Origin of the sequence: Methanobacterium paludis (assembly GCF_000214725.1) — an archaeon.
In the GTDB taxonomy this organism is placed as follows: Archaea; Methanobacteriota; Methanobacteria; order Methanobacteriales; family Methanobacteriaceae; genus Methanobacterium_C; species Methanobacterium_C paludis.
The window spans coordinates 336,764-350,664 of sequence record NC_015574.1 but is presented as its reverse complement, the minus strand read 5'-3'; the positions used below and the strand labels follow the sequence as shown (position 1 = coordinate 350,664).

Below are 13,901 nucleotides of genomic sequence, written 5' to 3'. Positions count from 1 at the left end.
TGAAAACCTCATATTTCTAATTTAAACAGATAAATAGCATTAAATTAAAATTTTAAAGGTGGATATAATGTACGCAAGAGAAATTAAACTTTCAGGCCATATAATAGATTCTTTAATGCTTCCAAAAACTCTGGATCTTATAATGGATAAAGGAGGAGACTTTAAAATACTTGATTTTGAAGTTGGTAAACACAAAAAGGATGTAAGTCACGCAACCATACGTGTTGCAGCAGATACTGAATCTCTTCTTGGAGAAATACTTGATGAGCTCAGTGAGATTGGAGCACTTGTTGTTGAGATAAAAGAAGTTCAACTCCTTAGATCCGAGAAAGACAAAACTCTTCCACCTGATTTTTATTCAACCACACACCATCCAACTTACATAAGGTTCAAAGATGAATGGATACCTGTTGAGGGGATAGAAATGGACTGCATGATAGTTGTTGACCCGGAAAATAAAAAAGCAGTCTGCAAGCCAATCGGCAAGATTCAAAAAGGTGAACTCATCGTCGTTGGAAGGGAAGGAATAAAAGTTGTACCTCCGGAACGTCCTAGAGGCAAAAAAGGTGTTTTTGAGTTCATGTCAAGTACTGCATCCTCTGAAAAACCGATGAAATCCACTGTCAAAAAGATAGCCTCTGAAATAAAAGCCATAAAACACAACAACGGTAAAATTGCAGTAGTTGCAGGACCTGCAGTGGTTCATACAGGTTCAGCACCAGTACTGGCCAAGATGATCAAGGAAGGAATCATCGATATTCTATTTGCAGGCAACGCACTTGCAACCCATGACATAGAAAGTGCATTGTACGGCACATCCCTGGGAATATGTGTGAAAAGTGGTGAAGCCACTGTAAGGGGACACAAACACCACATATATGCAATAAATGAGATAAACAAGGCAGGATCCATAAAAGATGCCGTTGAAAAGGGCGTACTCAAAAAGGGAATAATGTACGAGTGCATAAAAAATAACGTGCCATATGTGCTTGCAGGATCAATAAGAGATGATGGTCCACTTCCTGATGTCATAACCGATACCATGGATGCTCAAGATGAGATGAGAAAGTATGTCCAGGACGTTGACATGGTCATAATGATCTCAACCATGCTCCACTCAATAGCAGTTGGAAACATGATCCCCTCACATGTAAAAAGCATATGTGTGGATATAAACCCTGCAACCGTCACAAAACTCGCAGACAGGGGCAGTGCCCAGGTAGTTGGGGTTGTAACAGATGTCGGAGCATTCTTGCCAATGCTGTATGACGAACTGGCAGGTTAACCTTTTTTTTATATCTTTTTTTGGTTCTTTTACTGTTTTTTTTAATAATTTTTTAATAATACTACTTTTCAAAGATTTTTTAAAAATGTATTTGTTCTTTTTCCTAAATTGTTACAAACTGATTGATCCAAACTACAAGTTTACTCTGGGTTAACACTTCATATTTGAAAGAGAATTTGAAACTCTGATATTTGCTGTAGGCAATCATCAACTTGCAATTAGAGTTACTTTATTCTCAGAATATATGATAGTTTAAGATATACATGGCAACAAGTTTATCTGAAAAACTTGGCAAATGATAAAAAGAGTGTTTTTTTAAGTTTGTTGATGATTTAAATCCGCAACTTTGAAGAGAAGAAAAATTTGAAGTTTATAATGGAATAAAACTAAAATGAACAATCCGGTTACCGAATCTGTTTTTAAATGGTGGAATTAAAGCCATCCAACGTATTGTTTTCCATCTGTCTCGGTGATAATCAAAGTAATGCCACTCTGCAATAAATTTAATTCTGTTATTCAGTTTTTCTATCCATTTTCCTCCTCTTTTAATCCCCCAACTGAGCTTTGCATCTATTTGATATTGATTCTTAATTAAGTCCTGTTTCTGGCTCTGTTTCACCAGTGCGGGTGATGTGGTTTCAATGAGCATTTCAGCACCATGAAATGAGGTTGCCAATTTATTTATCAGGTTTTTTACCTCTTTTTCTGTAAAATACATCAATATCCCTTCTGCAATAATTAAAATAGATTTTCTATCCTTTACATCATCAATTATATCATCAATCCATGAATAATCAAAGACAGATTTAGCTATCATTTTGTATCTGTCGGTTTCATCAAAAAACTTTCGCCTAATCTTGATGGGCTCGGGTAAATCGAGATCATACCATTGAATCTGGCCGTTATCTAATCTAAAAAAACGGGTGTCAAGGCCGCAGCCAATATTAATGATAACCGCATCGGGATGATTGTTAATGAAGGCTTTTGTTGCATTATCTAAAATTTCGGTTCTAACAACAACACTAATCTGCGTTGGCCATTCTTTATCAAATCTTGCGAAATCGTATTCAATTTCTTCCATGATTTCCGCAGCTTTAACATCTTTAATTATAGGATCAGGATACTTTGCTTCAACAGCCCTTGCCCACAAAGGAATAAGTAATGTTTCAGAAATCCCTTTTAAATTTTGTTTCATACTATAACCTCTTTGGATCCTTTATTTCTATAAATGCAATGATCTCATTATTACATGATTTACATGATCCTAATTAATTTTTTATTTCAAATTACAGCCAAATCCAATTATTAAATGCTAAATGAAATTAATGCCAAATAAAATTTGTATCATGCTTAATATCACGCTTAATATAAAAATAGGCTTAATATAAAAATGCAAAGAAATTTAAAATATCAGCTAAAATATTAGCATAACCCATATCAGTAAAGGAGGGGGGTTCCATAATAAGAGGGAACGTGCTTAATGTATTTACAGAGGAAATTTATCCTGCAGAAATTGAAGTTCAAAATGGATTTATAAACTGTGTAAAACCTGTTAAAAAAGAATTTAACAACCTGATACTTCCGGGATTCATAGATGCCCACATACACATTGAAAGTTCCATGCTCACACCATCTCGTTTTGCAGAAGCTGTGGTGCCCCGGGGTACAACATCCGTTGTGTCGGATCCCCATGAAATTGCCAACGTTATGGGATTTGATGGTATAAAATACATGATAAACGATTCAAACTCCGTTCCACTCAAAGTATTTTTCACAGCACCATCATGTGTCCCTGCAACTCCATTTGAAACATCTGGAGCAGTTCTAGGTCCAGAAGAAATAGAAAAACTCCTTGAAAAAGAGGATATGGTGGCCTTAGGTGAGATGATGAACTTCCCCGGAGTTCTTGGAGAAGATCCAAGTGTCATGGGAAAGATAGAGATTGCAAAAAGGCTTGGAAAACCCATTGACGGCCATGCACCCCTCCTATCAGGAGCAGAACTCTGTAAATATGTATCTGCAGGCATATCCACAGACCATGAATGTTCCAATGTGGCTGAGGTAATGGAAAAAAGGCGTCTTGGGATGAAGATAATGTTACGTGAGGGTTCATCGGCAAATAACCTCAAAGATCTCGTGCCTGCAGGGGGAGATTTCATAGTATCCGACGACAAACACCCTGAAGACCTGCTCGTTGGGCATGTGGACGAAATGCTCAAAAAAGCCGTTCAATATGGTCTGGATCCCATAGAAGCGGTTAAAATGGTTACAATCAACCCATCAGAACATTACAACCTGAACTTAGGATCCATATCCCCCGGAAGGGCCGCTGATCTGGTTGTTGTGGACGGCCTTAGAAACTTCGATGTTAAAAAGGTTTTTATAGATGGAAAACTTGTATCATCAGATGGAAAACCTGAATTTTCTGTGAAACCCGCAAAAATTGGAACCAGTCTAAGTTTAACCCAAAAAAAACCTTCTGATTTTGATATTTATTCCAGACAGAATTACGAAGAGAATAAAAAAACAAAAAATGGAGAAACTGTGAGGGTTATCGATGTTGTTGAAGGCCAGCTCTTCACAATGGAATCTGAGGCTGGTTTAAGGATTGACGAAGGAAAATTAATGCCAGATACTGTAAAAGACGTGCTTAAAATTGCTGTTGTTGAACGTTACGGCCATAATAGAATTTCAAATGCTTTTGTGCATGGTTTCGGCTTGAAAGAAGGTGCGATTGCATCCAGTGTTGCCCATGATTCCCACAATATAATTGTTGTTGGAACCAGCAGCCATGATATGGCAGATGCCGTCAACACAGTTATAAAATCTAAAGGAGGGCTTGCAGCGGTTTCAAATGGTGAATATTGTACTTTAGAGCTTCCAGTAGGTGGCCTTATGAGCACTGAGAATGTTTCAAAAGTTTCATCCAGATTGATCTCACTTCACAAATTTGTGAGTGAAATGGGCTGCAAATTAAAATCTCCATTTATGTCAATGTCATTTATGGCTTTACTTGTGATTCCGCAGCTTAAAATAAGTGACAAAGGCCTTTTTGACGTTGAAAAATTCGATTTTGTTGATGTCATAAAGGATTAGTTAAGAAACCTAAGAATTAGAAAATAATTGAATGAATTAAAGAATGAATTAAAGATAAGTGAAATGAAATAAGTAAAATAGAAGTCAAGCATTTAAATAACAAATTAAGTTAAATAAGCTAAATTAACTCATTATTTATCAATTCTATATCCTAACATGAACTCATTTATCATCATACTTACTGAATGCCTCTGAAATCTTTTTCATGGCTTTTTTATGTTCCGATCCACCTACTTTGTTGACAATTCGTGAGATCTCGTTCATTCTGTGGCGGTAGAGTTTTTCCATGTCACCTGAAACCATATCCATCCGCGTGAGGTAGACAAGAGCCTCAATTACCCCATAGATTGCCCTGTTTAAAGGTTCCACATGTTCACTTTTTTTTATGACTTGGTCAACTTTTGCCCTCAAAACCGTTGTGGTAGACACTCCAAACTGGTCTTCTCTTTCAACATCCCTTATATGAATTACATTTGCCGTGAAGAATGCATCGCTGTCTTTTATGTAAAAATCATCCCAATATTGATCAAAATAATCTTTAGATAGATTTCCAAGTGTTGATTCCACAAAAACTATTGGATCTTTAAGTATATTCACAACGAATCTGCCTTCTGCCTTTATATTTTTGACTGTGTGGGATCCCTGGTGTAAGTAAAGAACAATTTCGTTTTTATCCTTACATGTAACCCCAATTGGAGCTGCATTAGGAACTCCATCATTATTTTTCGTGGTTACAACTGTTTCATAGAGCATTCCCCTTTCCATTCCCACTGATCCGAGATCCAACATTTTTTAACTCCATTTTTACCTATCTAAAACTTTAATACTTCTTAAATATATCTGGAAACTACTATCAGAATTTAACTATAAAATCATTTAAATGTTTAATGATTTTGAATTAATTTACTAGTTTAGTTTAAATTTTAAAAACAAAAAAAAGTTTGATTAAAAGTTGATCAGTTCCAATTGGATTTCCAGTACTCTCCCTTCAAAAATATATATATCACAAAAGCTATTACTAATACAAGTATAACTGGCAGGAGCCATATCAGGAAATAAACTAAAAGCATTGCAAGTACAAGTGCTACTACTATGAATATAATATCTTTAAATTCCATGTTTCTATTCTTGTGGCTTTGGACATAAAAATATTTCCATTACATCCATAATTATTTTAAATTAACGCTTAAAAAACATCTAATACTTAATTAATGCAAATAAAATTAACTAGATATACGGAGATAATAAATGAAAATACTTGTTGTAAACAACCATGGACAATATAATCACAGAATTCACAGGTCATTACACTACTTGAAGATTCCATCAGAGATAATTCCAAATTCAACATCCCTAGATGAGATAAATGAAAAAAATCCAGCAGGAATAATCTTAGGCGGCGGTCCCTCCATTGAAAGGGCTGGAAACTGCATTGAATACGTTGAGAATCTTGACATTCCCATACTTGGAATCTGTCTCGGCCACCAGATCATAGCCAAAACCTACGGCGGCGAAATAGGGGTTGCAGGCGTTGAAAGTTACGCAAAAATCTGTCTAAACATAAATGATGAAAATGACATCTTCAAGGGCCTTGGAAGTACCATGGAAGTATGGGCATCCCACAAGGACGAGGTAAAAACATTACCTCCAAGTTTCAAACTTCTGGCATCGTCACCAATATGTGAAATTGAAGCTATGAAGCATGAAAATAAGCCAGTATATGGTATACAGTTCCATCCTGAGGTTCACCACACTGAAAATGGTGAAAAGATTTTTGAAAACTTTTATGATGTTTGTAAGAAATTCAAAGGTTAATTAAATCTTATTATTCCAAATTATTTTAAGAAAGATATAAATGATTTAAGAAAGATGCGAAGAATAAATCTTCAAATCCTTTATTTTTCCATTTGTTACATCATTATAACCTGTTAAATTAATGGATTGGTTTGAGCCCCAGACAAAGTAGTAATTAATCCCATATTCCTTCAACTCATTTTGAAGTTCTTCGGAACTAATATTTTTCTGTGCCTGACCATAAAGGGTGATGTTCATATAGTAAGCCAGATAATTAAGGTCTGTTAACCTATCGTTGGTCGCTACATTACCATGCACTCCGTACTGGTTCATTAAATTGTTGCTTAGGTTATAAATATCTTCACCAGTATGAACATTTCCAACCAGGTAGCTTGCAGGCATCGTTATGAATGAAACTGCAAAAACCAGAAGCAGTACTGCTTTCACTACTTTTCTCATACTCCCAAACTTCGCTTTTGTAAAAAAATCTGTTTTAAAAAGCAGATTAATTAGATATCCACCCATCAGTATCAACAGAACATAAATAAGCCAGATGTATCTCTCTTCAACTAGGATCATCACGTAGCCCGCAGCACAGATGAGTACTGTTACCAGAGGGTATAATACCTGATTTTGTGAGATTAACTTGCGAGGTGGCTGAATACACATTAAAATGTATGCTAAAATTATTAAAAGGGATAAATACGAAAAATAATTGAGTATGACTCCGATTTTTAATGTATTGTTCCATATTAAATTTAGTTGATATTTGAAGTTGCTCCACGATGAAAATGGACTCCATGGTTTGGGGACAAAATTTGGATTAACCTGACCGGGTTTAGAAATTCCCTGGGAATATTCAGCGAATCCCTGTGATTGAGGACCAACAAGCGCATGGTTAAATTCTCCAGCAGTTCCAAATGTTAATTTTGCATCTTTATTACTTATTAAACCTATCCAAACTCCACTTATTGCCAAAAATACAGTAAATCCTAAAATAAGATTTTTCAGTACTTTTCTTCTTTTAATTTTATCTGAATCCCTGAAGTATTGTAAAAAATTTAAGATCAGAAAACTTGCAATGAAAAATGTAAATCCATAACTTTTAGTTAAATAAGCCAATGCACCAAATATTCCACATAATACACCATTAGACAACTTATTAGGATATTTGGGATTAAATATTATTGCTAAATAATAAACAAGGACGCAAACCATGAGCAGGTCTGGTGTTATTAAACTTAATGCAAAATATAAAACAACTGGAACCATTGTGAAAAGTACAACCGTTCTAACAACTTCATCCATATCAAATCTGTAAGAAAGCTGTCTTAAACCAACTATTGTGAAAAAACCTAAAATTAAAGACAATATCTTTGTTGAATGTAACGCAGTCACAGGTGTTTGTCCAAAAAACAGGAACGGCATCATTAACCATGAAAAAAGGGGTCCCCAGTAATCACTAATAGAACCATAAAAATTTCCAGACATATAGGACTTAGCAGTGCTGATGTATCCTATTCCATCGTTGTTAATCTGGTACTGGTAGTATCTAAAGAGAATGATACCTAGTATTATATAAGTAATTAAAACAAGGATCAGTCTAATATCAAGTTTTGGCGTTTGTATAACCCGGTTTAGTGGGATATTCTTTTTTAATATACGCATTTTCTATCCCTTAAATCTTGATCCATTTTCTATACGAACTAATTTAAATTTAACGGAAGAATAAATCAATCAACTGAAAAATATGAGTTTGAGGAGTTACTTCTCCTCATGGTACTCTTCTTCAACGTTAACGTTCCAAAGGTTATCCTTTGAACTTACACCGTTTATGATATTTTCAACAGCTTTCATGGCCGTGAGCATGGAATGGTCCATGTTGTTGTAGCGGTGCATTCCATTTCTTCCTATCAAAAAAAGGTTCTCAAAACTGTCTGTAAACTCCTGAACTACGTCAAAGCGGTCGTAGGTACCGAAATATGCAGGATATGTCTTCTGCACATGGATAACAATACTATCGAGCACATCTTCCCTGTTTATGATATCGATTTTAGCAAGTTCACCGATTGCAAAGTCTGTGAATTTTTCATCAGACATGTTCCACATCTCATCTCCTTCATTACAGAAGTATTCGAGCCCTATCCAAACATTGTCCTCGTCAGCAACCATGTATGGGCTCCAGTTGTTGAATATTTGGAGTCTGCCAATTTTCACATCCCTCTCCTGAATGTAGATCCAGTTGTCCGGCACTAAATCATTTATTGTCTTTGTTTTGGTCTCATTTTTGATCTTCATCTTATTTAAGAGCAGACCTACAGTTATGAAATCACGGTACATCAATCCCTGAGCAACCTCACGAACTTCTGCAGGCACGCTACTTTCAAAAGAGTTTATAAGATCTCGAACAGGCATTGTTGAAAAGAAATAATCTCCTTCCACAGTTTCTACTTCTCCTGTTGATTCGTCCCTAACCTTAAGTGCAACTACATTGTTTTCACTGCCCTTTATTCCAACAACTCTGTGACTGTGATGTATTTCTCCACCGTTTTCTGTGACTATCTTTGCAACCTCTTCCCACATCTGACCTGGACCATGTTTTGGATACATGAACTGTCCAATTAAACTGGTTTCAACATTTTTCTGGGAGATGGACGAGTCCTTGTTCCTTGAAAAACTTTTCTTTACGGCATGTGCAACTGCCTTTTTGATTGAAAGTCCCTTTATTCTCTGTGAACCCCAATCAGCTGCTATATCACTGCATGCAACTCCCCATACCTTTTCGGTGTAATCTTTAAAGAAGGTGTGGTAAAGTTCAACACCGAATCTGTTTATAAAAAAGTCTTCGAGGGATTTTTCTTCGTTGATCTTGTGGATGGATGATTTTATGTAACCTAAACCTATTTTAGCGGTTCTTTTTATTCCAAGGTTTGAGAATGTGTTGTAGTTTAAAGACACAGGATAATCAAAGAAACTTCTCAAAAAGAATATTCTTGAGAGTCTGCTACGGTTGAGCATCACTTCATCCGTTTTTTCAGGGTCTGGAGCTGTACATTTTTCAGGTTTTTTCGATCCCAGAGGTCTTCGTAAACATTCTTTGGATAATGGAATTTCCCTCCCAACAGCTTTATCATCCTTTGCTGGTGCACCTTGGAGGGGTAAAATGTTCTGCCACCATTTCATAACCCTGTCAGACTTTGAGAAGAACCTGTGCCCACCGATATCTATTCTGTTACCTTTATAATTAACTGTTTTTGAAATACCACCAATATAATCCGTTGCTTCATAAATAATTGGTTTTATATCTGTCTTGTCAAGTAACTCATACGCTGCAGTTAATCCTGCAGGTCCTGCACCTATTATAATCGCTGTTTTATGATTTTTTTGACTCATAATTTAATACTCCTAATGTCCCTAGTTAAAATCAATTTTTATCATTTATTTAAATAAAGTGAACTTTCTGGCGAAGAAATTCCAGAAAAGAATGAGAATAGCCGCTATAATCTTTGAGACTAAGTAATAAATATGGACATTTTCTGTTAAAAACCATATCAATACTTCGTTTAAACCTAATCCAACGAACCCGATCAATGCAAAAACCCCGAATTCCAGTTTCATACTACCAAGAGTTCTTTTGTTGAAAACCCAACTGATGCTCAGGGCATAATTAGTTATTAACCCTAAAATAAAGGCTATTGCAGCTGAAATCAGGTAATAAATGCCAAAAAACTGTGTAAGGATGAATAGGGATCCAATATCAACCAGGAATGCAGCTCCTCCAACGAAGGTATACCTAAATAACTGGACCAGTGTCTTTTCTGTCTCATCTTTGAATAGTTTCTGCATTTTAGTTTTCATGTGATCATCCGGGTTAAATATGTATTAATATATATTTCGTATAAACTTTTTAAATTTCTTTAAATTTCTTTAAATTTATATAAAAAGAGCATCAATGATTCTCCATCTTATATAATACTTTTTTATAATTAAATGTAGTTATCCACAAAGTTATAAATACTGTTAAAATTATTATCAAATTCTAAATCGATCTTCCATTACCTTAATTTTGGATCCTCTTGTTGTAAAGAAGCAATGTAGTAAAAAGATAAAATACATGCCCAACACCAGCCAAAATCTTATTAGCTACATGTGTCTATGTAAGATATCCTAAAAGGAATATTGAAACAAAAATCAATGCAAACATGATTAAAGGAATTAGTTTTTGTTTTAAATTGATTTTTATGTCAGTTTTATTCGATAAGCGGTTAAGATTAGCACTATTGAATAGAGATATACCACTGGGGTAATGATGTATCCAACCAACCCAGTTCCAAAAAATCAACTTATAATGTATCCTTTATCATACCATCATATCTGCTTTTATGGTATTATCCATTAATGGCCCAATAACATATTCAAAATATGCTAAGTAGAAGGAATTGAAAGAGCATAAGCAAATGTACATCAAAACCTATTCCCATGTCTATCTTACAACATGCAATCTTCTTGAAATGTTTAATAAACCTTTTCCCAAATCTCCCCCAAATTCACCTTAAATGTGGTTTATAAAGGAATTGCCCTGATATTGTGGATTAAACATAAGATTAAAATATAAGCATTATCTGTTCTCAATCTAAACTAGAATTCACATATTTTTTAATTTTAATAGATATTTAAAGATTATAAGTGATATTTAAAGTGTTATATGGCGTTTTAGAGGAATAAAATTCTAAAGTATTAAAAAAAATCCCAATCCACACTACAGAACATAGAATTTTGTGATAATTTTAAAGAGAGTAAATGACAGGATAATCAGGATAAAAATGATTATGAAAACATTTAAACCGTTTTTAACATCATAATCAATCTTTTTGTTGTAGAACAGCAAGAAGATTAAAGGAGCTATTGGAACAAAATACCTGCCCTGAACACCGCCCACCATACTTTGGCCAATAGGAGTCCATGCAATGTATTCCAGAGCAAATATCATAAGTACAATTGCAAATAAAGTTATTAAAGAAACTAATTTTTGTTTTAAACTGATTACTATCTCATTTTTGTCCAGTAATGAGACTGAAATCAGTACCACAACATACACGTACACCAACCACTGTGGTAAAAAGATTGACCATCCTAGATGACCAACAGACTCTGTGAGATAGAGATATGAATACTTCCACAGAGTATGCTCCATAACGTGTGGAAAAACAGCAGGATTTGATAGTATAAATGACATTTGACCGCGGATTGATGTGTTAGAATTTTCAGGTACGTAAAGGCCATGGGTGGTTAAGTACCAGAGTGCTTCTATTACAGCAATTGATAAGAATATTAAACTAAAGATTAAAAACATTTTTTTCCTATTCCCAAATTTATGAGAAGGAATAAGGAAAAACAAAAATATTAAAAGGAAATAAAACGGTTTTGACAACGTTAACATCAAAACTAAGGTAAATAAGATAAAAATATCTTTTTTAGTAACCACTTTTTTAGAAGCATCCAGGGCAAATTTTAGAAATATGGCAATGACCAGGAACGATATTGCTATGGTAAAACTATCTGCAGAAAGCGAAGCCCCCTGAAAAATCGTCATTGGCATCAAAGACAACAACAACAATACCCATTTATGAACAGGCGTTACCTTAATTGCCAAATAAATTAGTAAGAGCCATAAAATCAAATTCATCAATCTACCTATGTACAACAAAAACAGAGGAGAAAGATTAAACAGTTTCCCCAGATCCATACCCAAAGCTGAAGCTAAATAAGGAACAGGTGGATAAGCCACTATTGCAAAAATTTCGATATTCGCAGAGCTCTTAAAATTGTTGTTTAGAGGTAAACTTAACCCTGAAACAATGTCACTTATTCTTAATTTTTTATTAGGATAATCAGAAAGGTCTTGGGGGAATTTTGAAGTTAATGATGCCATACCCTCGGTGATCGTGACCAAAGATTCTCCGTTCACTCTCTGTGGCATCATATGTCCTTCAGAGATATCTGAAGCCCTGAAATAATGTGTTTGTTCATCAATAGCTTGAAAAGGAGGATTTATCATTAAAAAGCTCAGACCATAAATCAGTGCTATAATAAGAAAAACTTTTTCAGGTTTAATATTCCTTAATCTGTGAATCATTAAACCAGAAATTTAGATCCTATTAGTTATAAAGTTTATCTAAAACTGATTTGAGATCTCTAAAATACAAAAAAAGCGGATTTATTATTAAAAAATAATATTTAACCCATCTAACGAACAACTTACATAATTCGTACCTTATAAAAGATAAAACTTTTTTATAATCTCAAAAAGCGCAATTGACAAGGAAACCACGATGAAAAAGACTACAAATACATTTAAACCTTTTTTAGTATCGTAACCAATTTTTTTATTGTAGAACAGTAGGAAAAACAAAGGGGCTATTGGAATGAAATATCTGCCTAAAACTCCATCTATACTCAGTTTACCTACAGGGGTCCATGTAAGATACTCTATAACAAATATACTCAAGGAAATTGTAAATAAAACCATAAAAAAGATTATTTTTTGATTTAAATTAATTTTTATCTCATTTTTATCAAGCAACGCAGTAAATATTAACCCCACCAAATAAGCAGAAACAAGTAAATTAGGTAAAACTACATACCAACCTAACCTACCAATAAATTCCGTCATATAATTTGTTCCATTACTAAAAAGGGTTTTTAAAAATATAAAGATAAATGTGACAGGATTTGTTAATATGAAAATTAACTGATTTTTAGTTGATATTGAATGATCTGCAGGCATGTATAAACCCCTTGTTTGAAGATACCAAAAACCTATTATTGCTAAAATTGATAAAAAGAATGAAATGAATATAATAAACCTTTTTTTATTGTTTCCAAATTTTTTAGCAGGTATAATAAAAAATAATAGTATTAAAAGGAAATAAAACGGTTTTGAAAGGCCAAGCATCAAAATTAATGTAAAGATTATAATCAATTCTTTTTTAGTGATCAATTCTTTTTTATCATCAAATGCAAATTTTAGGAATAGAGCGATAACAAGGAAAGCTATAGATATAGTAAAACTGTCTGCTGAAAGTGAAACTCCTTGAAAAAGAACCGATGGCATTAACCCCACCATTAAAAAAAGCCATTTATGAACAGGTGTTATTTTGATTGCAAAATACACGAGCACCAGCCATAGAAGCAGATCCATAAATCTACCAATATATAACAGTAAAAGTGGGGAAAGACCCAAAGACCTTCCAATGGCTATACCAAGTGCAGGGGATAAATAAGGAACTGGAGAATAAGTAACTATAGAAACTATAGATATATCAACAAATACTCTGTTTTTATCATTTAAAGGTTTATACAAGTTAGAAACAATATCGTTTATTCCTATTTTATTTTTATTAACATCAGATGGGGTGAATTTGTACTCAACAAAATATATATCTGAACTAATATTCACTCCTGCTTTGTCAAATGATTTTTGGGGCATAAAATGGGCTTCAGAAACATCTGCAGCCCTGTAAAAATGTGTTGCTTCGTCAAATCCCTGAAAAGGAGGAGTAACCAACAGAAAAGCCAGTCCATAAATTATTCCTATGATAATGAAAGCTTTTTCTGGTTTAATGTTCCTTAATCTACTAATCATCAGTTTAAAGTTTGAATTCCGTATTTATAAAGCTATCTTCACAAAAAAGCTTTTCTTAAGAGTATTGAATTTACTAGATTC

10 protein-coding genes are annotated in these 13,901 nt (G+C 34.1%); 3 read left to right on the top strand and 7 right to left on the bottom strand.

Annotated features, from left to right (window positions below; genetic code table 11):
• Positions 1 to 67 precede the first annotated feature (67 nt).
• A complete protein-coding gene (locus MSWAN_RS01560) occupies positions 68 to 1,285 on the top strand; it encodes an ornithine cyclodeaminase (protein WP_013824856.1) in 1,218 nt (405 codons plus the stop codon).
• A 370-nt stretch (positions 1,286 to 1,655) separates the two neighbouring features.
• Here the strand turns inward: MSWAN_RS01560 and MSWAN_RS01555 are convergent, their stop codons facing one another.
• Positions 1,656 to 2,480 (bottom strand): class I SAM-dependent methyltransferase, encoded by an 825-nt coding sequence (locus MSWAN_RS01555; protein ID WP_013824855.1) that lies wholly within the window; start codon positions 2,478 to 2,480, stop codon positions 1,656 to 1,658.
• A gap of 278 nt (positions 2,481 to 2,758) precedes the next feature.
• On the opposite strand from MSWAN_RS01555, the gene ade reads away from it, so the two are divergent.
• Positions 2,759 to 4,381 carry an adenine deaminase gene (ade, locus tag MSWAN_RS01550; protein WP_013824854.1) on the top strand — a complete coding sequence of 541 codons (1,623 nt, stop codon included), beginning with the start codon at positions 2,759 to 2,761 and terminating at the stop codon, positions 4,379 to 4,381.
• Between the two features lie 162 nt (positions 4,382 to 4,543).
• Here ade and MSWAN_RS01545 read toward each other — a convergent pair whose 3' ends face one another.
• Complete coding sequence (locus tag MSWAN_RS01545) at positions 4,544 to 5,170, bottom strand: DUF447 domain-containing protein (protein ID WP_013824853.1); 627 nt, start codon at positions 5,168 to 5,170, stop codon at positions 4,544 to 4,546.
• A 459-nt stretch (positions 5,171 to 5,629) separates the two neighbouring features.
• Between MSWAN_RS01545 and MSWAN_RS01540 the strand changes: the two genes are divergently transcribed.
• A complete protein-coding gene (locus MSWAN_RS01540; protein ID WP_013824851.1) occupies positions 5,630 to 6,196 on the top strand; it encodes a GMP synthase subunit A in 567 nt (188 codons plus the stop codon).
• 45 nt (positions 6,197 to 6,241) lie between these two features.
• Here MSWAN_RS01540 and MSWAN_RS01535 read toward each other — a convergent pair whose 3' ends face one another.
• The 5 genes from MSWAN_RS01535 to MSWAN_RS01515 all read right to left on the bottom strand — a co-directional run bounded on the left by MSWAN_RS01535 (position 6,242) and on the right by MSWAN_RS01515 (position 13,820).
• Positions 6,242 to 7,843 carry a hypothetical protein gene (locus tag MSWAN_RS01535; RefSeq protein WP_013824850.1) on the bottom strand — a complete coding sequence of 534 codons (1,602 nt, stop codon included), beginning with the start codon at positions 7,841 to 7,843 and terminating at the stop codon, positions 6,242 to 6,244.
• Positions 7,844 to 7,939: 96 nt separating this feature from the next.
• Entirely contained in the window at positions 7,940 to 9,568 is a 1,629-nt protein-coding gene (locus MSWAN_RS01530; protein WP_013824849.1) for an NAD(P)/FAD-dependent oxidoreductase, read from the bottom strand.
• A 45-nt stretch (positions 9,569 to 9,613) separates the two neighbouring features.
• Positions 9,614 to 10,033, bottom strand: a complete 420-nt coding sequence (locus MSWAN_RS01525; RefSeq protein WP_013824848.1) for a GtrA family protein — start codon at positions 10,031 to 10,033, stop codon at positions 9,614 to 9,616.
• A gap of 901 nt (positions 10,034 to 10,934) precedes the next feature.
• Entirely contained in the window at positions 10,935 to 12,311 is a 1,377-nt protein-coding gene (locus MSWAN_RS01520; RefSeq protein WP_013824847.1) for a DUF2142 domain-containing protein, read from the bottom strand.
• A 138-nt stretch (positions 12,312 to 12,449) separates the two neighbouring features.
• Complete coding sequence (locus MSWAN_RS01515; protein WP_013824846.1) at positions 12,450 to 13,820, bottom strand: DUF2142 domain-containing protein; 1,371 nt, start codon at positions 13,818 to 13,820, stop codon at positions 12,450 to 12,452.
• Between the last annotated feature and the right edge of the window lie 81 nt (positions 13,821 to 13,901).